At 67.7% G+C, this 26,187-nt stretch carries 22 protein-coding genes; 17 read left to right on the top strand and 5 right to left on the bottom strand.

Features of this window, described 5'->3' with window-relative positions; translation table 11 throughout:
- Positions 1 to 601: 601 nt before the first annotated feature.
- Genes NWF22_RS09885 through NWF22_RS09875 form a run of 3 tightly spaced genes read left to right on the top strand, consistent with a single transcriptional unit; the run spans position 602 to position 3,332 of the window.
- Positions 602 to 1,426: an SDR family oxidoreductase gene (locus NWF22_RS09885; protein WP_160901555.1), complete on the top strand. Its 825-nt coding sequence runs from the start codon at positions 602 to 604 to the stop codon at positions 1,424 to 1,426.
- A 32-nt stretch (positions 1,427 to 1,458) separates the two neighbouring features.
- A complete protein-coding gene (locus NWF22_RS09880; protein WP_160901554.1) occupies positions 1,459 to 2,727 on the top strand; it encodes an acyl-CoA dehydrogenase family protein in 1,269 nt (422 codons plus the stop codon).
- Positions 2,724 to 3,332: a TetR/AcrR family transcriptional regulator gene (locus NWF22_RS09875; RefSeq protein WP_160901553.1), complete on the top strand. Its 609-nt coding sequence runs from the start codon at positions 2,724 to 2,726 to the stop codon at positions 3,330 to 3,332. Before NWF22_RS09880 ends, NWF22_RS09875 begins: the two co-directional genes overlap by 4 nt.
- Positions 3,333 to 3,356: 24 nt before the next feature.
- Here NWF22_RS09875 and NWF22_RS09870 read toward each other — a convergent pair whose 3' ends face one another.
- Positions 3,357 to 4,316: a phosphotriesterase family protein gene (locus NWF22_RS09870; protein ID WP_160901552.1), complete on the bottom strand. Its 960-nt coding sequence runs from the start codon at positions 4,314 to 4,316 to the stop codon at positions 3,357 to 3,359.
- A gap of 133 nt (positions 4,317 to 4,449) precedes the next feature.
- Between NWF22_RS09870 and NWF22_RS09865 the strand changes: the two genes are divergently transcribed.
- The 3 genes from NWF22_RS09865 (at position 4,450) to NWF22_RS09855 (ending at position 7,195) form a co-directional block, all read left to right on the top strand.
- Positions 4,450 to 5,787 carry a sulfatase family protein gene (locus NWF22_RS09865; RefSeq protein ID WP_160901551.1) on the top strand — a complete coding sequence of 446 codons (1,338 nt, stop codon included), beginning with the start codon at positions 4,450 to 4,452 and terminating at the stop codon, positions 5,785 to 5,787.
- 72 nt (positions 5,788 to 5,859) lie between these two features.
- Entirely contained in the window at positions 5,860 to 6,552 is a 693-nt protein-coding gene (locus NWF22_RS09860; protein ID WP_160901550.1) for a hypothetical protein, read from the top strand.
- A 58-nt stretch (positions 6,553 to 6,610) separates the two neighbouring features.
- Entirely contained in the window at positions 6,611 to 7,195 is a 585-nt protein-coding gene (locus NWF22_RS09855) for a histidine phosphatase family protein (protein WP_160901549.1), read from the top strand.
- Between the two features lie 92 nt (positions 7,196 to 7,287).
- On the opposite strand, the gene NWF22_RS09850 is transcribed toward NWF22_RS09855, so the two are convergent.
- A complete protein-coding gene (locus NWF22_RS09850) occupies positions 7,288 to 7,926 on the bottom strand; it encodes a TetR/AcrR family transcriptional regulator (RefSeq protein ID WP_160901548.1) in 639 nt (212 codons plus the stop codon).
- Positions 7,927 to 8,029: 103 nt separating this feature from the next.
- On the opposite strand from NWF22_RS09850, the gene NWF22_RS09845 reads away from it, so the two are divergent.
- The 10 genes from NWF22_RS09845 (at position 8,030) to NWF22_RS09800 (ending at position 19,052) form a co-directional block, all read left to right on the top strand.
- Positions 8,030 to 9,442, top strand: coding sequence for an NAD(P)/FAD-dependent oxidoreductase (locus NWF22_RS09845; protein WP_160901547.1), 1,413 nt, complete (start codon positions 8,030 to 8,032; stop codon positions 9,440 to 9,442).
- A gap of 622 nt (positions 9,443 to 10,064) precedes the next feature.
- Positions 10,065 to 10,589, top strand: a complete 525-nt coding sequence (locus NWF22_RS09840; RefSeq protein ID WP_160901546.1) for an MSMEG_0572/Sll0783 family nitrogen starvation response protein — start codon at positions 10,065 to 10,067, stop codon at positions 10,587 to 10,589.
- 19 nt (positions 10,590 to 10,608) lie between these two features.
- Positions 10,609 to 11,508: a carbon-nitrogen hydrolase family protein gene (locus NWF22_RS09835; protein ID WP_160901545.1), complete on the top strand. Its 900-nt coding sequence runs from the start codon at positions 10,609 to 10,611 to the stop codon at positions 11,506 to 11,508.
- Positions 11,501 to 11,809, top strand: coding sequence for an MSMEG_0570 family nitrogen starvation response protein (locus NWF22_RS09830; protein ID WP_160901544.1), 309 nt, complete (start codon positions 11,501 to 11,503; stop codon positions 11,807 to 11,809). Before NWF22_RS09835 ends, NWF22_RS09830 begins: the two co-directional genes overlap by 8 nt.
- Positions 11,806 to 13,083 carry an MSMEG_0569 family flavin-dependent oxidoreductase gene (locus NWF22_RS09825; RefSeq protein WP_160901543.1) on the top strand — a complete coding sequence of 426 codons (1,278 nt, stop codon included), beginning with the start codon at positions 11,806 to 11,808 and terminating at the stop codon, positions 13,081 to 13,083. Before NWF22_RS09830 ends, NWF22_RS09825 begins: the two co-directional genes overlap by 4 nt.
- 14 nt (positions 13,084 to 13,097) lie before the next feature.
- Positions 13,098 to 14,570, top strand: a complete 1,473-nt coding sequence (locus tag NWF22_RS09820) for an AMP-binding protein (RefSeq protein WP_160901542.1) — start codon at positions 13,098 to 13,100, stop codon at positions 14,568 to 14,570.
- Positions 14,567 to 15,622: an MSMEG_0568 family radical SAM protein gene (locus NWF22_RS09815; RefSeq protein ID WP_160901541.1), complete on the top strand. Its 1,056-nt coding sequence runs from the start codon at positions 14,567 to 14,569 to the stop codon at positions 15,620 to 15,622. Before NWF22_RS09820 ends, NWF22_RS09815 begins: the two co-directional genes overlap by 4 nt.
- A gap of 2 nt (positions 15,623 to 15,624) precedes the next feature.
- On the top strand, positions 15,625 to 17,061 hold the full coding sequence (locus NWF22_RS09810) for an MSMEG_0567/sll0787 family protein (RefSeq protein WP_160901540.1): 1,437 nt from the start codon (positions 15,625 to 15,627) through the stop codon (positions 17,059 to 17,061).
- A 15-nt stretch (positions 17,062 to 17,076) separates the two neighbouring features.
- Complete coding sequence (locus tag NWF22_RS09805; RefSeq protein ID WP_160901539.1) at positions 17,077 to 17,931, top strand: carbon-nitrogen hydrolase family protein; 855 nt, start codon at positions 17,077 to 17,079, stop codon at positions 17,929 to 17,931.
- A 5-nt stretch (positions 17,932 to 17,936) separates the two neighbouring features.
- Complete coding sequence (locus NWF22_RS09800; RefSeq protein WP_160901538.1) at positions 17,937 to 19,052, top strand: MSMEG_0565 family glycosyltransferase; 1,116 nt, start codon at positions 17,937 to 17,939, stop codon at positions 19,050 to 19,052.
- A gap of 40 nt (positions 19,053 to 19,092) precedes the next feature.
- Here NWF22_RS09800 and NWF22_RS09795 read toward each other — a convergent pair whose 3' ends face one another.
- Positions 19,093 to 20,277 carry an alkaline phosphatase family protein gene (locus NWF22_RS09795; RefSeq protein ID WP_258321375.1) on the bottom strand — a complete coding sequence of 395 codons (1,185 nt, stop codon included), beginning with the start codon at positions 20,275 to 20,277 and terminating at the stop codon, positions 19,093 to 19,095.
- Between the two features lie 82 nt (positions 20,278 to 20,359).
- Between NWF22_RS09795 and NWF22_RS09790 the strand changes: the two genes are divergently transcribed.
- A complete protein-coding gene (locus tag NWF22_RS09790; protein ID WP_160901536.1) occupies positions 20,360 to 23,749 on the top strand; it encodes a DEAD/DEAH box helicase in 3,390 nt (1,129 codons plus the stop codon).
- 165 nt (positions 23,750 to 23,914) lie between these two features.
- Here NWF22_RS09790 and NWF22_RS09785 read toward each other — a convergent pair whose 3' ends face one another.
- A complete protein-coding gene (locus NWF22_RS09785; protein ID WP_160901535.1) occupies positions 23,915 to 24,361 on the bottom strand; it encodes a hypothetical protein in 447 nt (148 codons plus the stop codon).
- 87 nt (positions 24,362 to 24,448) lie between these two features.
- Positions 24,449 to 26,185, bottom strand: a complete 1,737-nt coding sequence (locus tag NWF22_RS09780; protein WP_160901534.1) for a SulP family inorganic anion transporter — start codon at positions 26,183 to 26,185, stop codon at positions 24,449 to 24,451.
- Positions 26,186 to 26,187 lie beyond the last annotated feature (2 nt).

Here is a 26,187-nt window from a genome sequence, read left to right as displayed (position 1 = left end):
CCCTACCCGGGCTCAGTAGAACTGGCCGAGGAAATCGAGTGCTGCGCCGACGAACTCGGTCAGAATTGCGAACAGATCCATAGTTGTCACCTCCTTTCCACATATAACGGACACGAACACCAACGACCGCGAGAACCAAAGGGGGCCTGGATCTCTCGGCCGAAGTTCAGGGGTATGGCAGATCACGTTGCGATCGCCGCTGGCTGGACGATCCTCTGTGCTGCATTTCGGTGACGCTCAGTGATTCGTTACAGCCACCGGAAGATTTATTCTCACGAACACCATATACCGAAGTGTACGGATGACCCAGTCGGGTGTCACCTAAATCTTGGTTCTTCCGCAGCAAAGTCTCAGTCAACCCTGATAATGGGAAGCTGTCCTTTTCTCAACGGTAGTTGAGAAATCACAACGCGTGTTGAGAAAACGCCCTTTTTCACATTTCGAATACCTTTGTTGTCATTTCCCTTGTGGGCAGAGCGTCGGCTTGGTGAGCGCACACCGACACTTGAACCTGAACACGGATTCAAGTAGCTTCGGAGCCGAACCCGACGCGACTCGCACCCGACCCGGGTCGCGACCGTCCACGACGAGGGATGTGGTGATGGAGCTCGACGGCAAAGTGGCCATCGTGACCGGAGGCGGCGGCGGTATCGGCGCCGCACTGGCCAAGGCGCTGGTCGCCCGCAACGTCCGTGTGGTGATCACCGACCTGGTGGCCGACGGACTCGATCGTGTCGAGGCGGCGATCGACACCTCTGCTCCCGGGTCGGTGGCCACGATCACCGGTGACGCGGCCTCGTCTGAGCACATCGATGCCACCATCGCACTCGCCGAAGCGGAGTTCGGGCCGGTCGACCTGTATTTCGCCAATGCCGGCATCAGCGGTGCACCCGGCCTCGACGTGACCGACGACGAATGGGCCCAGGTCATCGACGTCAACCTGATGGGCCACATCCGCGCCGCACGCCGGCTCGTTCCGGAGTGGGTGGATCGGGGCGCCGGATACTTCGTGTCGACCGCGTCGGCGGCCGGCCTGCTCACCCAACTCGGTTCGGCCACCTATTCGGTGACCAAACACGCCGCGGTGGGTTTCGCCGAGTGGCTGAACGTCACCTACGGTGACCGCGGCGTGCGCGCGAGCTGCCTGTGCCCGATGGGGGTCGACACCAAGCTGCTGCGCCCCGACGCCGCGCCGGCCGACGACCGCGCGATGCTCATGCAACGGGCGGTGGAGACCGCGGGTCGCGTGCTGACCACCGAAGAGGTCGCCGACGTGGTGATGGATGCCCTCGGCGACGAACGATTCCTCATCCTTCCGCACCCCGAGGTCCTCGAAATGTATCGGCACAAGGGTGCCGACTACGACCGCTGGCTGCGCGGCATGCGGCGATATCAGCAGGGTCTGGTCGACTCCGCGAACCCGTGAACCGGCCGAACCGACCGACAAAGGAGAATCCGATGGATCTGTTCACCCCGTCCGAACGCGGTGCGAAGTACCGCGCCCAACTGCTCGAGTTCATGGACGCCCACATCTATCCCAACGAGTCGGTCTACGCCCAGCAGATGAGGGAGTCCGACAACCCGCATGCGACTCCACCGATCCTGCTGGAACTCAAGCAGAAGGCCAAGGACGCCGGTTTGTGGAACCTCTTCCACCCGCATCCCGAATGGGGGCCGGGCCTCACCAACCTCGAGTACGCGCCGCTCGCCGAGATCATGGGCCGGGTCGGGTTCGCCTCGGAGGTGTTCAACTGCAACGCCCCCGACACCGGCAACATCGAGGTGTTCACCCTGTTCGGCACCGATGAGCACAAGAAGCGCTACCTGCAGCCGCTGCTCGACGGTGAGATCGCCTCGGCCTTTGCGATGACCGAACCCGACGTCGCGAGCTCGGATGCCACCAACGTGGAACTGTCCATGGTGCGCGACGGCGACGAGTACATTCTCAACGGACGGAAGTGGTTTGCCTCCAACGTGATGCGTCCGGACTGCAAGGTGCTCATCGTGATGGGTAAGACCGATCCGACCGCCCCGGTCCACCGGCAGCAGTCGATGATGGTGGTACCCACCGACGCCCCGGGACTCACCATCGTGCGGAACCTGCCGGTGTTCGGCTACGTCGACCGCGAGGGCCACGGCGAACTGATCTTCGACAACGTCCGGGTGCCCGCCACCGACGTCCTCAAGGGTGAGGGTGAGGGATTCGCGATCAGTCAGGCCCGCCTCGGCCCCGGCCGCATCCACCACTGCATGCGAACCATCGGTGTCGCCGAGCGCGCGCTGGAACTGATGTGCGCCCGGGCCACGCAGCGCGTCACCTTCGGCAAGCCCATCGCCGAACGCGCCAACATCCAGGACTGGATCGCCGAGGCGCGCATCGACATCGAGATGGTGCGGCTGCTCACGCTCAAGGCCGCGCACATGATGGACACCGTCGGCAACAAGGAAGCGGCCACCGAAATCGCGGCCATCAAGGTCGCCGCGCCGAACATCGCACTGCAGATCATCGACCGCGCGATCCAGGTGCACGGCGGCGGCGGGGTCACCGACGACTTTCCCCTGGCCATGGCCTACGCCCACATCCGCACACTGCGGCTGGCCGACGGCCCCGACGAGGTGCACAAGCGCGCCATCGCCCGGCGCGAACTGCGGCCCTATCGGGACGCGGCGGCCGCCGCGCAGGAGACCGTCGCCGGCGTCTCGGATCAGGCGCTCGTATCGCGATGACGTCGCGGCCGCTCACCGCGCGCGGTGAACGCACCCGGGCCGCGCTGATCGTCGCAGCCCGAACGGTTTTCGAACGCGACGGGTTCGCCGATGCCCGCCTCGCCGACATCACTGTGGAGGCGGGCTGCGCGACCGGGTCGTTCTACACCTATTTCGACTCCAAGGAGGACATCCTCGACGCCGTGCTCACCGCCGCGCAGGAGGAGATCCTGCATCCCGGGATGGTGCACGGAGAAGCGCACACCGATGATCCGATCGCCGCCATCGAGTCCGCCAATCGCGCCTATTTCGAGGCGTATCGGCGCAACGCCAAACTGATGATGGTACGCGAACAGGTGGCCGGCATCAGTCCCGAGTTCCGGCAGAAACGGTTCGAACGTGGGCAGGTGTTTGTCGAACGCAATGCGCGTGGGATCCGCGAACTACAGCACGCCGGCCTCGCCGACGCGGAACTCGACCCGCTGCGGGCAGCCCGTGCGCTCTCGGGGATGGTGTCGCGCATGGCATATCAGAGTCTCGGCGTCGGCGGCGGCGACGACATCGACGACCTGGTGTCCACCGCCACCCGCCTGTGGGCCAACGCCCTCGGCCTCACCCGCAAATAGCCCCGGGCCACCGGTGCGACACCATCACTCGAAATACCGCCGCGGCACATCCACCAGCATCGTCTCGATGTCCTTGTCGCTCACACCGCGTTCGCGCAGCGCCGGCAGCACGTCCTCACTGATGTGGCGGTAATTCCACTTCGGCACCGCCTCGCGTTTGGCTTCCGGCGAGAACCAGTCGATGAAGCACGACGCGTCGTGCGCCAACCCCATCCGGTCGGCGTAACCGTTTTCGCACAGGGTGGCCACCGTGTTGACGCGGTCCTCGAACGGCAGAAGCACGTCCAGGCCGAAGCGATCCATGCCGAGGATCGACCCGGCGTCGGCGAGCTGCATCAGATAGTCCAGATCAGTGGAATCACCCGAGTGCCCGATGACCACCTTCGTGAGATCCACACCCTCCTCTTTGAGCACCTGCTGTGCCACCAGACCCGATTGGGTGTGCGGGTTGGTGTGCACGGTGATCGGTGCGCCGGTCTGCACGTGTGCTTGACCGACGGCGCGCATCGCGCGTTCCACGCCGGGGGTCAGGCCCTGCTCCTCGATGGCGCACTTGAGGAATGCCGCTTTCACCCCGGTGTTGGCGATCCCTTCGGTGAGGTCCTTCACGAAGAAGGTGACCAGCGGCTCGGCGACGTCGAAGAGCAGACCCGGCCCGGTGTAGTGGAACTGGAACGGAATGTCGTTGTAGGTGTAGAGCCCGGTGGCGACCACCAGCTTGAGGTCGGTCTGCTCGGCGATGCGCTGAATCCGTGGGATGTAGCGGCCCAGACCGAGCACCGTCGGATCCAGGATGGTGTCGATCCCGAGCCCCTTGAGCTCGGACAGGTCGCGCACCGCCTCGGCGATCTTCTCCTCTTCGTCCCAATCGTCCTGGTAGTTCTGGCGATACTCCTCGCCGAGCACGAACACGTGTTCGTGAATGAGGACGTTGCCGAGATCGGCGGAGTCGACGGGTCCGGTGACGGTGTTGACGGTGCTCATATGGCTCCTTTGCGCAGACGGCGGTCAACGATGTGGTCTGGCTCACTCTCTTCGGACTGTATTTGAGGCTGACTTCAACTTCAAGGGTGGTCGCCGACCGGCCGGGTGGCGCACCGGAGCGCATCATGGAGATATGTCGACCTCGCAGTCGCTCGGCGCCTCTTCGTCAGATGCACGCAGCGGTGAGACCCCACGGGAGAACGTTCTCGTCATCCACTGGCACGACCTCGGTCGCCACCTGGGCTGTTACGGAGTCCGCGGAGTTCCCAGCCCCAATCTGGATGCGCTGGCCGCCAACGGTATCCGCTTCAAGGCGGCCCACGCGACGGCGCCGTTGTGCTCGCCGTCGCGCGGGTCATTGTTCACCGGCCGCTATCCGCACCGCAACGGCCTCATCGGCTTGGCTCATCACGGGTTCGAATATGGCGAGCGGGTGCGTACGCTGCCGACGTTGCTGTCAGAGGTGGGCTATCGCACGGTGCTCATGGGGATGCAGCACGAAAGCGCCGACGCCACCACCCTCGGATTCGACGTCGTCGACGATTCCGACACCCATTGCGACGTCGTGGTGGATCGAGCTCGCGACTGGCTCGCCGAACATGTCCGCGTCTCCGACGAGCGGCCGTTCTTCCTCACCGCCGGGTTCTTCGAGACCCACCGCCCGTACCCGGAGGATCGCTACCCGCCGGTCGACCCGGCGACCATCGTCGTGCCCGACTTCCTCCCCGACACCGACGACGTCCGCACCGATCTCGCCGGGCTGCACGGCGCGATCGCGACCGCCGACGCCGCGGTGGGACGTCTGCTCGATACGCTCACCGACCTCGGACTTGACGACACCACCTGGATCGTCTTCTTCACCGACCACGGACTCGCCTTCCCGCGCGCGAAATCCACTCTCTACGAAGCCGGTACGGGAATCGCGCTCCTCATGCGGCCACCTCGTCGACGTGCTCTGCTGCCCCGCACCTACGACGGGCTGTTCTCCGGTGTCGACCTCGCGCCGACCATGCTGGATCTGTTGTCGGTGCCGATCCCGGACGCCATCGACGGCGTGTCCCATGCCGCATCGATGATTGCCGATAGTGAAACACCGGTCCGCACCGAGGTTTTCACCGAGAAGACCTACCACGACGACTTCGATCCCATCCGTGCGGTGCGCACCGGCGAGTACTCCTACATCGAGAACTACGCCGACCGGCCCATCCTGCTCCTGCCGCGTGACATCGCCGACAGCCCGTCGGCCCGCGCGATCGATCACGAGTCGGCCCGGTCGCCGCGCCCTGCACGCGAACTCTATGCGCTGGCCGTCGATCCGGACGAACACCACAATCTAGCCGACGACCCAGCGTACGCCGAAACGCAGCGGATCCTCGCAGAGACCCTGGCGCAGTGGCGATCACGCACCGACGACATCCTTCCCGACGACACCGAGGGTGCCGCTGTCGCCGAGCGCTTCGGTGGCCGGTAGAGCCGATCGGCTACCCTGCCCTTCGGGATTCGTTCGATCAGGGGGTGGAGTTCGGTGCGTACACCACGACGCGTGATTGCCGTAGTGGCGGCAGTGGTCGGTGCGATCGGTGTTGCGGGATGCGGGGATTCGGGTTCGGCAGCGGAAGACGGTACATCGGCTGCGCAGTCGGCGTCACCGGAGGTCAAGGCGCTGCTGCTGACCACCGAGGAGCTTCCGGCGGGATTCCGGACGATGCCGATCCCGGCCGGGCAGGTGGCGCAGGCCGCCAACGGCGTCCTCGACGTCGCGAAGGGCGCCACCATCAGCCCGCCCGAGTGTGCCCCGGCAGGTACCGCCACCGACGACGACGCCGGCATGGTGATGTTGATGGCCGTCTCCGGGTCCACCACGGTCACCGAGACCGTGACACCCGCGGGTGGTGGCTCGCTCGACGACATCCGGGCGTCGCGGACCGGGCAATGTGCGAGCGTGACGGCGACCATCGCCAACGGCGATTCGACGGCGGCCGAGTCGACCATCACCAATGCCCCGCTGGACCTGCGCGTGACCGCCGCCGACGACGTGTTCGCCGTCGAGCAGACCAGTACGTCGACCTTCAACGGACGGGAGGTAGCCGCCACCACGCTGCTGGCCTGGGCGACCGTGGGCGACTATGCGGTGACCGTGACGTCTGCCGGCGCCGTCGCCGACGACCCCGACGTGGACACGTTCGAGAAGACGGTGGCCGCGGCAGTCGACAAGGTCGCCTCGGCGGCGAGCTGAGGCCGCAATCACCGACCCCGACGTCGCGGCAGCCCCGACGATGCGCTGAACTGAACGCATGGAACTGCTGCTGATCCGTCACGCCAAACCGTTTCGGCTTTCCGATCCGGCAGGCGCCGACCCCGATCTGATGCCCGAGGGTGAGGATCAGGCGAAACTCCTGGCAAAGGCGATGGCGGCCGGACGCTACGGCGCCGTGGACGCCGTGGTCAGCAGCCCGATGCGCCGTGCTGCACAAACCGCGTCGGTGACCGCGGCCGCGCTGTCGCACGAGATCGCCTTCGACGACCGGCTCGTCGAACTCGATCACGGCTGGACCACCTACGGTGTCGTGCACACCTACACCGATCGCGCGACGCTGCTTGCCGACATGAACGCCGGCCGACTCGGCGACAACACCTTCGACCTCGACGATTTCCGCAGTCGGGTGGTCGCGGGGATCGAATCGCTGGTGGCCGACGACGATCGGACGGTGGCCGTGGTATGTCACGGCGGGGTCATCAACGCCTACCTGTCGCACGTCATCGGCGCCGAACAGATGTTCTTCACCGAGCCGTTCTACACCTCGGTGTCGCGGGTGATCGCGCTGCCGGGGGGCTACCGGCAGGTGATGTCGCTCAACGAGACCGACCATCTGCGATAACCGCCGACGGCGCCGTATCCGCTTGCGGTGCCGGCCGTGGGCCGCGTCAATTATCGTCTCGGCCGGCCGCTGCCACCGCAGCCGTATCGTCGTCAGTCGGCGCCGGCGGCGATGGTGAGCCAGATGGTCCGCGACAGTGCGGCCACCACCTGATCGTCGGTCGACACGTCGGCGCCGGAACCGATGATGTGTTGGGTGATGGTGCGTTCCACCATCCACGTCACCGCGGCCACCGACTCGGTGGTGACTGCGTCGTCGACGCGGCCCTGCGTCTGCCACCGTTGCACCCGGCCGGCCGCGAAGTCGATGAATTCGTGGATGCGGCCGAACCAGAACTCCGCCACTTCCGCGTCATACGCGGCGGCCTCACCCAACGCCCGCATCAGCGGCCAGTGCTTGCGGAACTCCGCAATCATCTCGGCGATGGCCCGTTGCACCCCGGCGACCCCGGCATCCAGTGAGGCGTCGTCGGCGAACCACGATGTCGGAGCGGCGAAGAACTCTTTCGACGCCACGTCGGCGACCTGGATCAGCACCTGACTCTTGTTCGGGAAGTACTGGTAGAAGTTGGTGCGCGACATCCCCGATCGTTGCGCGATCCGTTGCACCGGCAACTCGGTGAATCGCTCACCGGTGCCGAGCAGATCCTCGACGGCGCCGAGGACCCGGTCGGTGACCTCGGCCCGACGTTGCATCGTCTGCCCTGCCTGCGTCCTGGTCACCGACCCCATGAGCCCGATGCTACGCCACCCTTGACACCCCGTGTGTGCAGGCATAACGTCATCCTGACACTGTGTCGGACTGCATGTCGGGGGCCGGCCGGGAGGAGCGACCATGAGCTCAGCCGTCGAGCAGTTCGATGCGGTGATCGTCGGGGCCCGCATCGCCGGATCGGCCACCGCGATCACGCTGGCCGAACGGGGATCGCGGGTCCTCGCGATCGATTCCGCACGTTTCCCGTCCGACACCCTGTCCACCCATCTGCTGTGGCCGACCACCCTGGCCGAGATCCAGACGTTGGGTGCGCTGCCCGCGGTCGAGGCGAGCGGCGCGCCCCGGATGCCGCTGGCCGAAGCGATTCTCGACGACATCGGATGGCGCACCACCTACACTCCGGTCGCCGGCATCGACTTCGCGATGTGTCTGCGTCGGACCCATCTCGACAACATCCTGGTCGAGACGGCACGGGCGGCCGGTGCCGAGATCCGCGAGCGATGCACCGCCACCGACCTGATCTGGATCGACGGTCGCGTCGTCGGGCTGAGCTACACCGACGACGACGGTGTGAGCCACGACGTCCACGCACCCATCGTCGTCGGCGCCGACGGCCGTAGGAGTTTCGTGGCCCAGCAGGTGGGGGCGCACACCCCGACTCTGGTCTCCCCGAGCGGCCGTGCCTGCTACTACGCCTACTGGGCCGACGACCGTGAGGATCTGCGCCACATCGCCTCCCAGTGGCGGGTCGACGGCCTGTTGGGCACCGCATTCCCCTGTGACGGTGGTGATCTGCTCTGCCTGCTGCAACCTCCGGTGGCGGTGGTGCCGGAGTTCCGGGGACGCAAGATTCACGACGCCTACCTGCGGGGAGTCGAGGCGCTGCCGGGCCTCGCAAAACGGCTGTCCGGCTGCGAACTGACGTCGCGGGTGCGCGCCTGCGTCGGCATCGAATCCTATTTCCGGCGGTCGAGTGGCTCGGGCTGGGCCTTGCCCGGCGACGCCGGCCACTTCAAGGATCCGGTCACTGCACAGGGCATCCGGGACGGTTTGCGTTATGGCCGCCTGCTGGGTGAGGCGCTGGCTCCGGTGCTCGGGGCACGTACGGGCGTCGACCCGGATGTGGTCGACCGGGTGACCGCGGACTGGGCGGCGCAGCGTGAACGCGACTGCATCGACGTGTACCAGTGGTCCAACTTCCTGGCGTCCGGACTGCCGCCGTCGCCGCTGGAGTACGAACTCTACCGCCGGGCCCAGCAGCGGTCCGACTACGCCGCGGTGCTCAGCGACATCTACAACCGGGTGCAACCGCCGGCCGCGATGATGCCGGCCTCGACGATGGTGAGTGCGGTGGTCAAGGCGCTGCGACGTCCCGATGTGTCGGCTCGTGCTGTCGCCGCCGATGTGCGCTTCCAACAGCAACGGATGGTCGCGGGGTGGCGCGAGAAGCGGCGCTTCCTGCGGTCCGCGCCGAGCGAGGCACGTTTGCTCGGCGACGACGTCGCGCACGACGTGGTGACGGTCACCGTCTGATCGGCAATCGCCAGCCACCTCTCAGCCGGCGTCGATCGTTTCACCAGTCCTCGGGCGCAATCTCAATGGTGTCAACGAGATCCACCCCGGATCGCACACCACGAGAAAGGCCGACGATGCCCACCCCGCAGAAGACCACCACCAACAACAACGCTCCGCAGACCCCCGCCCGCCGCCGCCGTCGCGTCCGTCACTGGGACGCGCGCACCCGCCGCTGGCTCTGGGTTTGGCAGTGAGCTGACAGCTCGCCGACCAGCTGCCGTCGGTCAGCCGCCGGCCCAAATCATCGAGCCCAGGGCATCGCGCCCTCGCCCAGCAACCCCGTCGTGGACACCCCGGCGGGGTTGCCGCCGTACTCGCCGATCGTGTCCAGCGCCGCTGCCACCGTGCCCGACCGCCGACGTACAGCAACCTCGAGCGACCATGTTAACGAAATCCGCGTCGCAATTATTCTCCCGGAAACCAGCACGCAATAGTTCGGGCGTGAACTGAATGTCGTAGCCGCCCAACGGCCACACACTCCGATCCCCGGATCGAATCCTCTTGTGAGGCAGCGCCGCCTCGACTTCCGCACCCCGGTGTCGACGGCCGCGAACCGTCGCGCCTCATTCTAGGAGACCCCGTGCCCTCTTTCGACGAGACCATCACCGAGAACATCGCCAAGTCGCTCGGTGAGATCCCGCACCCCTCGCTGCCGAAGGGTTCCAACATCTACGGTGGCACCAAGATCTTCCCCGACTATCAGGCCGAGGACGGCGAAACCTACTTCACCCTGGTCCACGGCATCGCGCACGAGTCGTCGGTGTCGTTCGTCGCCGTCCTGCAGGCCACCCGCGCACTGCGCAAGGGCTTCGAGTCCGCCATCTACTTCTACGGCCCCGGCGCCATCAATTGCCTTGCCACCCGCGGCTTCCCGAAGACGGGTGACTCCGGCTTCCCCGGTGAACAGAACATCAACGACTCGCTGGAGACCTTCATCTCCGAGGGCGGCACCGTGTTCTGCTGCCGCTTCGGACTCGCCCTGCACGGCGGCCGCGAGGAGGATCTCATCGAAGGTGTGATCCCCGCCCACCCACTCGACGTGCAGGACGCCATCATCCACTACGCGCGCAAGGGCGCGATCATCAACTCCACCTACATGGTGTGACCGACCTCGAGGCATTCTCATGACCACCATCGCTGCGGTCGCGGCCAACTTCACCCGCGACCTCGAGCAGAACTACCAGACCATCGCCGACTACGTCGCCCAGGCCCGCGACCGTGGCGTCGAGTTCCTGGTCTTCCCGGAGGCGGCCATCGGCGGTTACCTCTCGTCACTCGGCAATCACGGTGACACGGTGAAGAACACCAGCCGATCGTTGCCGCCGGCGATCAGCCTGGACGGGCCGGAAATCGAACGGGTGCAATCGATCATCGGCGACATGGTGATCGCCATCGGCTTCTGCGAGATCGCCGACGACGGCGAGACCCGCTACAACGCGGCCGCCGTCCTCGACGGCACGCAGATCTACGGCAGCTACCGCAAGGTGCACCAGCCGCTGGGCGAGAACATGTCGTACTCATCGGGTACCGACTACGGCGTCTTCGACACCCCCGTCGGACGCGTCGGTCTCCAGATCTGTTACGACAAAGCGTTTCCCGAAGCCGCACGGGTGATGGCACTGAACGGCGCCGAGATCATCGCGAGCCTGTCGGCCTGGCCGGCAGCCCGCACCGCCACCGCCGAGAACCTGCAAGACGACCGGTGGACCTACCGGTTCAACCTGTTCGACACCGCCCGCGCCCTCGACAACCAGGTGTTCTGGATCGCCTCCAACCAGTCCGGCACCTTCGGCTCACTCCGCTACGTGGGCAACGCGAAGATCGTCGACCCCGGCGGCAACATCCTCGACACCACCCTGCTCGGCAGCGGCATGGCCGTCGCCGACATCGACATCGCCGGCACCTTCACCGCCATGCGCGGCGGGATGTTCCACCTGCGTGACCGTCGGCCCGACGCCTACGGGGTGCTCGCCGAACTCGACGCGACCGGCAGCGCACCGTGGCGGGACCTGTCCCATGCCTGAGATGACGTTCACCGTGCGCTGGCCGGACGGCCAAGTGCAGGAATGCTATTCGCCCAGCCTGGTGATGCACGACCATCTGGACGTCGGCGGACGCTACACGGTCGACGAGTTCACCACGCGCGCCACCGCGGCGCTCGGGGAGGCCGCCGAGCGGGTGCGGGCCAAGTTCGGTTTCGCCTGCACCTCCGCAGCCGCCTCCGCCGACGACATCACCCGCACCGCACAACGTTACGACGCCGACGCCCCGGTCGAGGTCGTCCGCATGTACCCATCCTTGCCCACCACACTGGAGACATCATGAGCGCTCCCGCTCATCATCCCGTCGTCATCGTCGGCGCCGGTCAGGCCGGCCTCTCGGTCAGCTGGTATCTCGGCCACGCCGACGTCGACCACCTCGTCGTCGAGGCCAAGACCCCCACCCACGCCTGGGCCGACGCACGCTGGGACAACTTCACTCTCGTCACCCCGAACTGGCATTGCCGGCTGCCCGGCTACGCCTACGACGGCCCGGACCCCGACGGATTCATGACCCGCGACGAGGTGGTCGATTGGCTCGCCGGATGGCTCGACACCTTCGACCCGCCGGTACGCACCCACACCACCGTCACCCGACTGCGCCAAACCGGGCACACCGGCTTCGAACTGACCCTGACCGGTGCCGACGGCGACGAGATCGTGACCAGTGATCAGGTGGTGATCGCCACCGGCGGCTATCCGTTGCCCGTGATCCCGCCGTACTCGTCGGCGCTCGACCCGTCGATCACCCAGATCCACTCGGAGCAATACTTCAACCCCGAGCAGCTACCCGACGGTGCGGTGCTGGTGGTCGGTTCCGGCCAGTCCGGCGCACAGATCGCCGAAGATCTCCACCTGGCCGGCCGCGAGGTCCACCTCGCCATCGGGAACGCGCCACGGGTGGCCCGCCTCTATCGAGGCCGTGACTGCATGACCTGGCTGGCCGACATGGGTCTCTACGACACGCCGACCCAGCAGTATCCGGGAGGCAAAGCCGCACAGGAGAAGACGAACCACTACGTGACCGGCCGCGACGGCGGACGCGACGTGGACCTGCGCCAGTTCGCCGCCGACGGCATGCAGCTCTACGGCACGCTCACCGACGGCAAGGACGCGACGCTGCGCTTCGCCCCGACCCTGACCGCGGCACTCGACAAGGCCGACTCCGTCTACAACTCCATCTGCGCCGACATCGACCGCCACATCGAGGCCAACGGCATCGACGCTCCACCGCCGTCCCGGTACGAGCCGGTCTGGGCGCCGCAGACCGATCCCACCGACCTCGACCTCGCCGCCGCCGGCGTCACGAGCATCGTGTGGGCCATCGGGTTCCGTCCCGACTACCGGTGGATCGAGGCCAGCGCCTTCGACGGCGGTGGTCGCCCGATGCAGACCCGCGGCGTCACCCAGGTGCCGGGCCTGAGCTTCATCGGCCTCCCCTGGATGCACACCTGGGGATCCGGACGGTTCCTCGGCATCGACCGCGACGCCCGCCACCTCGCCGACACCATCGTCGACGGATTGCGAACCTCGGCACCGCGACTCGCGGCCGTCCAGTAGCCGGGCCCACCACCATGACTCGTCAACCGATCTCCGCGGTCCTCGCGCACCGCGCCCGCGTCACGCCCGACGACATGCTCGTCACCGACCGGACCGGTGCCGCCTCCGCCGCGGAGATCGACGCCCGAGTGACCCGGGTGGCCCGGCTGCTGCTGGACCACGATGTCCGACGCGACGACCGGGTGGTGGTGTCCCTGCCCAACGGAATCGGTTTCGTGGTGGCCTGTTTCGCCATCTGGCGGGCCGGCGCCACTCCCCTGCCGCTGTCGCCCGACCTGTCCGACGACGAACGAGTCGCGCTCGAGGACATCGCCGAACCCCGGGCGGCATTCGGTCGCCGACCCGTCCGACCTGACATCGCCTGGGTCGACGAAGCGCAGGCCACCGGCCTGTCCGACGATCCGCTCCCGGATCGGTGGGCGCACAGCTGGAAGGCGCCGACCTCCTCGGGCAGCACCGGACGTCCCAAGGTGATCGCCAGCAGCGCACCGGCTCTCGTCGACCCGGACGCACCGATCGCACCTTTCGTGCCCTGGCAGGCCACCCAACTCGTCTCGTCGCCGATGTGGCACTCCACCGCGTTCACCTACGCGTTTCGTGGCCTCACCGCCGGCCATCGGCTCGTCATCGAACCGGCCTTCGACGAACGCGGTTTCCTCCACGCCGTCGAGCGCCACGGCGTCACCTGGGCGGTCCTGTCGCCGCCCTCGATCCGGCGGCTGCTGCGAATGCCGGCGCAGATGCGTCGACGTCACGATCTGTCCACCCTGGCGTCGGTCCTGCACCTCGGCGGGCGCTGCCCGGTGCCCGACAAGCACGCCCTCATCGACTGGCTCGGCGCCGAACGGGTCATCGAGGTCTACGCGGGTACCGAGTCCAACGGGCTGACCATGATCGGCGGCGACGAGTGGCTCAGTCGGCCGGGCTCGGTCGGAAAACCCATCAGCAACACTCGCATCCGCATCACCGCGGCCGACGGAACACCGGCGGCGCCGGGCGAGATCGGCGAGATCTGGATGCAGCGTGGACCCGACGCCGCCTACCGTTACCTCGGTGCACCGTCGCGGCGGACCCGCGACGGCTGGGACACCCTCGGCGACCTCGGCTACCTCGACGCCGACGGCCACCTGTTCGTGATCGACCGCGCCGCCGACGTCATCCACCGCAACGGCGTCACGATCTATCCCGCCGACATCGAGCAGGCCTTCGAACAACACCCGCACGTCCGTGGTGCCGTGGCCGTCGGCGACGACACGGACCCACCGCGCCTCACCGTCATCGTCGACATCGCCGACACGACCGTGAGCGACGCCGCGCTCACCGAGTTCGCGACCCGACACCTACCGGCCGACCACCGACCCGACCACATCTGCCTCACCCACCGACCACTCCGCAACGACGCGGGCAAGATCCGCCGACGTTCCCTCACCGGTTGCCACCACCCGGAACACTCGGCCTCCCTGCGAGCGAACGGAGTTCCCGCGTGACCGTATCCACCCGAGTCGATCTCGCCCTGCTCGGTATCCGCGGCACCCCACCGGTCCACCGCACCGGTGGCGCCGGACCGTCCGACGACGGCCACCTGCTGATCGACGGTCTCAACGCCGCGATACCCCGAAACCCCGACAGCCCCTTCGCCTTCGACGGCGAGCGCGTCCTCTACGACGGCGTCGACGCGGGCATCGAGATCGCGACGATCGGTCGACCCCGCTTCTACGACCTCACCACCGACGACGGTGTGCCGTACGAGAAGATCGCCAAACTGCACGGCGCCGACGTGCTCGCCACCACCGTGGTGCAGACCTGCATCCGCTACGATGCGGACCAACGCTGCCGCTTCTGCTCCATCGAGGAGTCCCTGCGGTCCGGGGCGACCGTCGCGGTCAAGAAGCCCGAACACCTCGCCGAGGTCGCCCGCGCGGCCGTCGACCTCGACGGCATCACCCAGATGGTGATGACCACCGGAACGTCGAACGGCAAGGACCGCGGCGCCAAACACCTCGCCCGCTGCGTGCGCGCGGTCAAGGCCGCCGTGCCGGATCTGCCGATCCAGGTGCAGTGTGAGCCACCGGCCGACCTGTCCACCATCACCGACCTGCGCGAGGCGGGCGCCGACGCGATCGGCATCCACGTCGAATCCCTCGACGACGCGGTGCGTCGGCGGTGGATGCCCGGCAAAGCGTCGGTACCGCTGGACGAGTACCGCGCGGCCTGGGCCGAGGCGGTGCGGGTATTCGGCCGCAACCAGGTGTCCACCTATCTGCTGGTCGGTCTCGGCGAGGAAGCCGACGAGATGATCACCGGCGCCAAACAACTCGCCGACACCGGGGTCTATCCGTTCATCGTGCCGTTCCGCCCGCATGCGGGAACGCTCGCCGTCGACGTGGATCGCGCCGGCGCACCCGATCCCGCCATCGTGGAGAAGATCAGCCGTGAGGTCGCCGCGCATCTGCAAATGATCGGGATGACCGGCGCCGAGCAGCGCGCCGGCTGCGCGGCCTGCGGGGCGTGCAGTGTGTTGCAGAACGTAGGGGGCTGAGCATGCTGGACGGCACCCAGATGACCACGCCCGAGCTCCGGCCGGCCGGTGACCTGTCGATTCTGGCCGGTACGCGTGCTCGCCCGACACCGCCCTACCTCATTCAGGTCATCGACACCGCGCAGGCACACGCCGCCTATCGCCTGCTGCGACACCAGGAATTCGTCGAGCGCCAAGGCCTGTTCACCCACACCGACCGCGATGACGTCGACGACGACCCACGCACCGTCGTGCTGGCGGCGATCGCCGGTGACGGCACCGTGATCGGGGGTGTACGGGTGGCACCCTGCACCGCCACCGCCATCGGCTGGTGGGCGGGCAGCCGCCTCGTCGTCGCCGATCCGGCGCACGCGTCCGGTGTCGGTGCTGCACTCGTGCGGGCAGCCTGCGCCTATGCCGAGTCATCGGGCGTGGTGCGGTTCGACGCCACCGTCCAGGACCGATACGCGACGATGTTCGGACAGCTCGGCTGGCAGGACCGCGGCTCCGGACCCACCCTCGCCGGACGGGCACACCGGCAGATGCTCTGGCCCATCGGACACATCCAGCAGGCCACCGACTCCACCAAGGCGATGCTCGCCGACATCCTCGCCCCACTCGGCCATCAACCGGGAGGACTGGGCCCCAGCGGTTTCCGCGGCGACGACGGCGTGCCGCTACCGGATTCGGAGGTCATCGCCGCCTGTGACGCCATCCTGCCCGCCATGGTCGAACGCGACCCGGAGTGGGCCGGTTGGTGTTCGGTGCTGGTCAACCTCAACGACCTCGCCGCGATGGGTGCGCAACCGCTCGGCCTGCTCGATGCCGTTGCCGCGCCGACCCGATCGCAGCTCACCCGCATCGTGCGGGGTGTCGCCTCGGCGGCCCAGGCGTGGCGCACCCCGGTCCTCGGTGGGCATACGCAGGTGGGGGTGCATGCCTCCTTGTCGGTGACCGCACTCGGCCGCACCGCACGTCCGGTGGCGGCGGGTGGCGGCCGGGTCGGCGACACCGTATCGCTCATCGCCGATCTCGGCGGCGGGTGGCGGCCTGGCTACCACGGGCGGCAGTGGGACTCCACCAGCAGTCGATCCGCCGACGAACTCGCCGACATGGCGGCACTCATCGGACGACGACAGCCGGCCGCCGCCAAGGATGTGAGTATGGCCGGCATCGCCGGCACCCTCGGGATGCTCGCCGAGGCGTCGGGGACGGGTGCCGAACTCGACGTCGGCGCCATTCCGCGACCGGCCGACGCCGCAATGGGCGACTGGCTCACCTGCTTTCCCGGCTACGCGATGCTGGTGGCGGACCGCGGCCCGGTCGAGGACACACCCGCGCCCACCACGTCGGCGGCGTGCGGCCGACTCACCGCCGAACCAGGTGTGCGACTGCGGTGGCCCGACGGTGTGGTGACCATCGCCGTCGCGTCCACGGTCACCGGGTTGGGCGTCGCGTGAGTAGAGTCCGTTGACATGACCACCGTCACGCTGGGCGCCCTCGCCGCCCACTTCGGACGCGATGTGGACCGGGGTGTGTCCAAGGCGGTCGGCATCATCGAGGCCGCGCGCCGCGACGGCGTGGACCTCCTGGTGTTCCCGGACGCGTCGATCGGCGGTTACATCGGCGACCTGCGTCGCCCGGACACCGCCGAGTTGCCACCGACGCTCGATCCCGACGGTCCCGAACTCGCGGCGATCGCCGCGGCGGCCGGGCCGATGACGGTGTGCATCGGCTATACCGAAGCGGCAGAGGGGAAGCGGTACAACAGCGCGGTGTGCCTGTCCGGCGATGGCGTCCACGGCAGGCACCGCAAGGTGCATCAACCGGCGGGGGAGTCGTTGGCGTATGCCGCGGGAGAGTCGTTCTGCGCCTTCGACACCCCGGTCGGCCGCCTCGGTATGCTGATCGACTACGACAAGACCTTCCCGGAATCCGCCCGGACTCTGGCCCTCGACGGCGCCCGGATCATCGCCGCCCTCAACGCCTGGCCGGCCAGCGTCACCGACCGTGCCGCGCGGCTACCCGCCGACCGGCAGTCACGGCTGTTCGACCTGTACGACTGTGCCCGCGCCGCCGAGAACCAGGTGTTCGTGGTGTCGTCGAACCTCACCGGGGTCACCGGATCGCTGCGTTTCCTGGGGCAGGCGAAGGTGGTGGGTCCGGGCGGCGACGTCCTCGCCAACACCCGATCGAAAGGTGGCCTCGCCAAGGTGGATGTAGACGTGACCGCCGAGATCACCCGCGCGCGCAGGGTGCTCAACCACCTCGCAGAGCTCAAGGCCGAGTCGTACCATCGGCGTCCGTCGGACACCGCGCCGGGCCGGTGACCACGATGCGTATCGCCCTGCTGACCTACTCCACCAAACCGCGCGGCGGCGTCGTCCACACGCTCAATCTCGCCGAGGCGCTCGCCCGCCACGGCGCCGACGTCACCGTGTGGAGCCTCGCCCGCGGCGGCGACGACGGCTTCTTCCGTCGGGTCGATCCGGCTGTCACGCAACGACTCATCCCGTTCGCCGACGTGCCCAACGAGACCGTCACCGGAAGGATCGTGCGGTCCATCGACACCATGCGCAACGCGTTCGACCCCACCGCCCACGACATCGTGCACGCCCAGGACTGCATCAGCGCCAACGCCGTCGGCACCTGTATCCGCACCATCCACCACCTCGACCAGTTCACCACCCCGATCCTGGTGGAATGCCATGAGAAAGCCGTCGTCAACCCGTACGCCCGGATCTGCGTGTCCCGTGCGGTGGCCCAGGAGGTCCGCGACGGTTGGGGACTGTCACCGACGGTGATCCCGAATGGCGTCGATCACCGACGTTTTCACGCCGCGGCCGCGCCCGAGGCGGCCGATGACCGACGACGCTGGCGTGACCGGCTCGGACCCTACGTCCTCGCCGTCGGCGGCATCGAACCGCGCAAGGGCAGCCTCGACCTGCTGGAGGCCTACGCACGGCTGCGACGCCGAAATCCCGACCTAGCGCTGGTTTTTGCGGGTGGGGAGACACTGTTCGACTACCGCGACTACCGGGCGGAGTTCGACCGCAGGCAGTCCGAACTCGGCGTCGAGCCGGTCGTGCTGGGCCCGGTCCCCGACGACACCCTGCCCGCCCTCGTCGCCGGATGCGACGTCTTCGCCTTCCCGTCGACCAAGGAAGGCTTCGGCCTCGCCGCGATGGAGGCCCTGGCCGCCGGCCGTCCGGTGGTCGCCCGCGACCTGCCCATCCTGCGAGAGGTGTTCGGCGACACCGTCACCTACGCCTCCGACGTCGACAGCCTGGCCGCCGAGCTCAGCGCCGCACGCACTCCCGATTCTCGTCGACGAGAGGCCGGTGACGCGCTGGCCCGATCGCTCACCTGGGACAATGCCGCCAAGGCGCATCTCGACTTCTACGCCGCGCATCCGGGCCCTGTCGGTGGTCGAGTAGTTTCGAGCCGCTAGGCGAGAAACGTATCGAGACCACAGTCACCCATCCTCGCCCTCACCCCTGCGCCATCAACACCGGCACCAGCTGCTCGGCCGCACTCCACGCCCCGTGATGGCCGGCCATGTTCACCTCGATCTCCGGATCGGTCAGACTGCGGGTGAGGATCGTGGAGCCCCGGGCGACAGCCACCAGATCGCCGATCCGCTCGGCGACCACGTCGGTGACCTCGATACCGAACCACTCTTCGTCGAGCACCTGCTCGCGCGCCACCACGTGCGCGTCGTCGCCGAGCGCGTCGGTCCAGAACGTCTGCACATCGTCACGCGCACCGGGCCGCGTGTAGACCTCCCGCACCCGCATCTCACCGGCGACGGCCTCCACACCCTTCAGCATCTCGTCTGTGGTATCGAGGTCGAACCGCTTCTCTGCCTGGATCATTCCGTGGTCACCGGTCACCACCAGCGTCGTCTCCCGCGGCAGTGCGGACGCGAGGTCGGCGACCAGCCGGTCGACGACGCCGAGCGTCTTCACCCACTGCGCAGACCCCGGTCCGAACAGGTGGCCGGCCGCGTCGAGGTCGGGCCAATAGGCGTAGACGAAACGATTCCCCGAGGTGGGTGTCGAGAGTGTCTCGCGCACCTCGGCGAGAATCTCGGCCGGGTTCTGCGCCGACCGATAGGTGCCGTCAGCCCGGAACGCCGCACGGCTGAACCCCGATCCGCGATACAGGCCGGGCATCACATACGTCACGTCCACGCCTCGGCCGGCCATCTCCGGCAACAACCCCGTGACCGGCTGGATCTGTTCTGGCACATAGGTGTCCAACGCCGAGCGCCCATCGGACCGATCGAGTGTCCACCGCAATGCATTGAGCAGCTGTCGGTTCGGGGCCCGGGTGGCCTCGCGGTCGGTGCGAAACGAGTACCCGATCACGCCGTGACTCCCGCAGGTCGCCCCGGACATCAGACTGGTGATGCTCGACGCGGTGGTGGCCGGGAAGCCGGCACGGATGATGGTCGAGCGCAGCGACGTCAACGTCGGCGCCACCTCGGCGTGCGCACTGAGCAGGGTGTCGCCGAGTCCGTCGATCAGCAGCAGCACGACATCTTTGCTCGCCGGAACCGGCACGGCCGGTGACAACTGTCCGGTGAAGGCGTCGTCGATCGCCGGCAGAACATCGGCCAGAGTCGCGTAGCTGCTCCAGCGCCACGGGTGGAGCTCGTCGATCACTTCATTCACAGACGACACGGTAACCACAGATCCTGTGCACAACGCGTGCTCATCACGATTTTCGTCACCGTCGGGTCCTACTCTGGGGGCCATGTCCGGCTACGAACCCATCGGCATGAACGGCGCCGATCACCTCAGCGCCTTCGACGAGCGCACCGTCGATCGGGGCTCCGACTATGCCGATCAGGGCCGCATCGTAGGGCTGACCTGGTCCGACGACGAGCTGCTGCTGACCGGATTGTGCCGTGGCTCCGGCGGCCACAGCTATCACACCACCGTTGAGTTCACCGCGGACGAGGACACCCGCACCCTTGATTCGGCCGAGTGCAGTTGCCCGGTCGGGTTCTTCTGCAAGCACGCGGTCGCGTTGCTGTTGACGGCGTTCGACGAGGAGTACAACGCCGCCCATCCGCCCGCGCCGACACCGGTGGTTCCCGCACCGGTCGCGCAACTCCCCGCGCAGTGGCGATCCACCCTGGGCGCGCTCGTTCCGCCGTCGAGGGAAAGCGGCGAACCCGAGCCCCTGGGCATCCTGGTGGAACTACCGCCCTCGCATCGGTATGCGCCCAACCCGGCGCCCACCCTGCGGCTGGTGCGGCGCGGGACCAGCGGCAAATGGGTCAAGACCGGCATCAAGTGGAGCACCGTCGCGGCATCTGCCTCCGGCGCGTTCAGTGCGAGGACGTCGGACGGCTACGATCCCGACCAACAACGGGCCGTCGTCGCCATCGCCCGCGCCGCCGCCGAGGGCGGGATGAACGTCGACACCTTGTCGCTGACCTGGGCCCCCGCCGACATCTGGACGATGCTCGCCGACGCACAGACCGCCGGGGTGGCGCTGGTCGCCGACCCGTCGACCGGCGCCGAACGGGTCGAGATCTTCCCGGGTGCGCGTATCGCGTTGCGCATCACCGCCGTCGACGACGGCGCGTTGGTGTCCCCGTATCTGCAGGTCGACCACGAGGCGTGGGATCAGTCGCCGGTGGGACTGATCGGATCTCCGATGCCGCACAGCGCCTTCACCGTCGCCGACGATGTGCTGCTGATGGGACCGTTCGAATGTCCCACCCACCGCGGCGCACTCGACAGTCTCGTCGCGGCCGGTGGCATCACCATCCCGTACAGCGACGTCGACGAGTTCTCCGCCGACCTGCTGCCCGAATTGTCGGCGCATGTGCCGGTCGACATCGTCGACGACGCCATCGCGCCCCCGGTCATCGAGGGACCGATACCCCTGCTCACCGTGCAGGTCGGCGACGAATCGGCGACGGTGCACTGGAGCATTCGCTACACGATCAATGGTCGGCCACGCGATTTCGAGGAACGCGAATCACCGTCGGCGAGCGCCTTGCGCAACACCGACGACGAAGCGCAGGCGTGGAAGGATGCGCGCGATGCGCTCGAACTGGTCGCCCTGCGCTGTTCGCGATGGCTTCCGCAGGCCACCCGGCTGGTCCACCAGGATCTGCGGGGCGGCGCGCATGTCGACGACGATCTCGACGCGGTGGTGGCCGAGGACACCGAGACAGCCGTCCAGAAGGCCAGTACCCGACTGCTGCGACGCACCTTCACCTACTCGATGCTGGACACCGCCGTCCTGATCGGCGAGCTGATCCCCGAACTCGGCGACGACATCGCCGTCGAGATCACCGGCAATCCGGCCGACTTCCGGCCCGCCGAGAACGAGCCGGAGATCGCCATCTCCGAGGAGGAGACGACCGCCGGCAACGACTGGCTCAACCTCGCGATCAGCGTCACCGTCGACGGGCACGACGTCCCGCTGGGCGCGGTGATCCGGGCCATCGCCGCCCGGGCCACCCACCTGCTGCTCGCCGACGGCACCTATTTCTCCCTCGACGACCCGGGCCTGCGGCGCCTCGCCGAACTCATGCAAGAGGCTCAGGAACTCGGCGAGGTCGACAACGGCCACGTCCGGCGCGACACCTACCACGCCTCCCTCTGGGAGGAGCTGCTCGGTCTCGGGGTGGTGGACGACCAACTCGCCGAATGGCATGAGCGGGTTCGCAAGCTGGCCACCGCCACCCTCCCGGCGCCGGGCGGACCACCCGCCGGGCTCGCTGCCGACCTCCGCGACTACCAGGCCGACGGCGTCGACTGGCTGCGGTTCCTCTGGCACAACCGGCTCGGCGGCATCCTCGCCGACGACATGGGACTCGGCAAGACGGTGCAGGCGCTCGCGTTGATCGCCGAGGCCTCCGCCGAGGTCCCCACCGGCAGCTTCCTGGTGATCGCGCCGACGAGTGTGGTGGGGAACTGGGTCAGTGAGGCGCAGCGGTTCGTGCCCGGATTACGGGCCGTCGCGGTGACCGCCACCGAAGCCAAGAGCGGCGTCAGCTTCGCCGAACAGATCGACGGCGCGCACATCGTGGTCACCTCATACACCCTGCTGCGCTTGCAGTTCCAGCAGATCAGCCAGTTCCAATGGACCGGTGTCATCTTCGACGAGGCCCAGTTCGTGAAGAACCACAACAGCAAAACCCATCAGTGCGCCCGACGCCTCGGCGCCGAAATGAAGCTCGCCATCACCGGCACCCCGATGGAGAACAACCTGATGGAACTGTGGTCGCTGTTGTCGCTGACCGCACCCGGGCTGTTCCCGTCACCGAAGGTGTTCGGCGACTACTTCCGCAAACCCATCGAATCCGGACAGAATCCCGGCCGCCTCGAGCAGCTGCGCCGTCGGATCCGGCCGGTCATGTTGCGGCGCACCAAGGATCAGGTGGTCGCCGACCTGCCCGCCAAGCAGGAGCAGGTGCTCGCCGTCGAGCTGGCGACCAAACACGACAAGATCTACCAGACCCGGCTCAATCGGGAGCGGCAACGTGTGCTGGGTCTGCTGGGGGATTGGGAGGAGAACCGGTTCGCCATCTTCCGGTCGCTGACCATGCTGCGCCAGCTCAGTCTGCACGCCGGCCTGGTGGAGGACAAACACCACGACGTGGCGTCGGCCAAGATCGACTATCTGGCCGAACAGCTGCCCGAGCTGATCGCCGAAGGCCATGCGGCACTGGTGTTCAGCCAGTTCACCGGGTTCCTCGGGCTGGTCCGCGAGCGGCTTGACGACCTGGGCATCGCCTACAGCTATCTCGACGGCTCGATGTCGGCGAGTCAGCGCACCACCCAGATCGACGCCTTCACCGACGGCACCGCCAAGGTGTTTCTGATCAGCCTGAAAGCCGGCGGGTTCGGCCTCAACCTCACCGAGGCCGACTACTGCTTCGTCTGCGATCCGTGGTGGAATCCCGCCGCCGAGGCCCAGGCCGTCGACCGCGCCCACCGCATCGGCCAGACCCGCCCGGTCACCGTCTACCGCCTGGTGTCGAAGGGCACCATCGAGGAGAAGGTGGTCGAGCTGCAGGACCGCAAGCGCGCCCTGTTCGACGCCGTCGTCGACGAGGGCGACCTGTTCGGCACGGTCATCAGCCCCGACGACGTCCGCTCCCTCGTCGGCGGCGACTGACCCGCTAGTGTCCCGCGTCGGAAATTCGTTGATGATTTCGACGCCCAGGCGGCGCCTCGCTTCGTTGGCGTCGTCGCAGGTACATCCAGTACCTGCTTCCTCCGCCGCCTCGCGATGCATCCACCTGGACCGCCGAACTCATGAAACAATTTCCGACGCGGGACACTAGGCGAGGGGCGTATCGAGACCACTCAACCTCGCCACCCCAAACCACCTCCCCGACAACACATATTCGAGCTCCACCAACCGATGCCGGGGCACATCGATGGCACACCCGGCCAACTGCAATCGCTGACGTCCCCGCGGCAGATACAGCACCACCCGATGTTGTCCGGCCGGCAACGGCACCTCGATGCGCCCCCACCGGCCCCGCAGCAGTTCGTGCCCGTCGACCTCCACTTGCGCACCGCCGGCCGGCGCCGGCAGGTGGGCCGACGGCATCCGGCACGTCACGGCAACGCCCTGATGAAGCTGTCGGGGTGCCCGACCCGGTGGGCGGGTCGGCGGAGGTGGTGCCACATGCGGTCGACGCGCCCAGGCACGGGCCGGGAGCGGGCGTCGTCCGACACCAATGGTGAGCCACGACGACGGGGCATCTGGTTCGGCGGTCATGTCGTGCTGCACCGTAAGGCACCGAGAGCTCGCGGCGGGGGAGGCCCGCCGACAGGTCGTCTACCCGAACGACGACCCCCGATTCGACTACGCCGGACCCAGATCCCCGCGCCACTGCCCGGTGATCTCGTCCACCTTCGCCCCGGTCGTGGGTGCGAAGCGGCTCTCGTCGAACCGCGGCTCGCCGTGCAGTGTCAGGTCGTAGCGGGCGAGTTGGTCGCGCACGGGGTCTTTCATCTCGGCGAAGATCAGCGTGATGTCGTGCGCGCGCAGGTAGTCGTCGAGCTCGACGATCTCGTCGACCGCGGTCGCGTCGATCTCCGTGATCGGTTCGGCGGCGAGGATGACGGTGTGCAACTCGCGGCCATCGTGGCGCGCGCGGCGTACCTCGGATCGCACGTACTGATCGAAGATGCCGCCGTTGGCGAAGAACAGCGGCGCGTCGAACCGCAGGATCAGCACACCCTCGATGCGTTCGGCGCTGGGATGGCGGCTCACATCGTGGTAACCGCGGACACCGGGCACCCGGCCGAGCTCGGCGCGATACGGCCGCCACGCCTGGTTGATGAACGCCAGGAACGACAACGTGATCGCGACGACGATCCCCTGCAGCACCCCGAACAGCGCGACCCCGAGGAACGCCGCGACCGACAGTGCACCCTCGATCCAGCGAACCCGGAACAACCTGACCACACCGCGGACATCGACCAGCGTCAACACCGCCGCGATCACCACCGCCGCCAACGCCGACGACGGCAGATACTCGGTGATGTTGGGTGCGACGAAGATGAACACCACGATCATCAGCGCCCCCACCAGCGGGGCCAGCTGGGTTCGGGCACCGGCCGATTCGGCCACCGGCGTGCGCGACGACGACGCCGAGATCGCGAAACCGCTGAGGAAACCGGTGGCGATGTTGGCGGTGCCGACCGCGGCCATCTCCTGGCTGCCATCGACTGTGGTGCCGGCACGGGCGGCGAAGGTGCGCGACAGCACGCTGGTGTCGGCGAACGCGATCAGCGCGATACCGATGGCCGGCCCGATCAGGTTGACAGCGTCGTCGACGGTCACCCCACCGAGCGCGGGGGTGGGCAGACCGCGTGGCATCGGTCCCACCACCGGAATGTCGTCGGACCAGCCGAACACCGCGACCACCACGATCGCACCGACCACGGCGATCAACACACCGGGGAACGCTTTGCGCCACAGCCTGAGCAGCAGGATCACGGCCAGGCACGCCACGCCGATAGCGGCCGACAGCCCGTCGATCTCGCCGTCGACGATGCCGGTGACGAAGTCGATGGCCTCATCGAGCGCGGAGTTGCCCTCGATGGAGAAGCCGAGCAGTTTCGGTAGCTGACTCAGCAACACCACGAGCGCGATGCCGTTGAGGTAGCCGATGCGGATCGGTTTGGACAGCAGGTCGGTGACGAACCCCAGGCGCAGCAGGCCGCCGATGACGAGCACGATACCGACCTCGATGGCGAGCAGTCCCGCGAGTGCCACGCGTTCCTCGTCGAAGGCGGCCAGCGGGATGATGGCGGCGGCGATGATCGGGGCGAGCGAGGAATCCGGGCCCAGCACCAGAATGCGCGACGGCCCGACGATCGCGTAGGCGAGCAGCGGGATGACCGTGGCGTACAGGCCGGTCACCGGCGGCAGGCCCGCCACTTCGGCATAGCCCATGCCGGCCGGGATCAGCAGGGCGGTGAGCACCACGCCCGCGACGAGATCGCCACGCAGCCAGGCACGATCGTACGACTTGAGCGTGGCCAGACCGGGTAGGTAGCGGTCGAGCCGCGAGGGCGAAGCGGTGGGCGCCATGG

Source organism: Gordonia mangrovi (genome assembly GCF_024734075.1).
GTDB classification, from domain to species: Bacteria; Actinomycetota; Actinomycetes; order Mycobacteriales; family Mycobacteriaceae; genus Gordonia; species Gordonia mangrovi.
The sequence above is the reverse complement of the archived record's forward strand: the minus strand, read 5'-3'. Positions and strand labels throughout refer to the sequence as shown.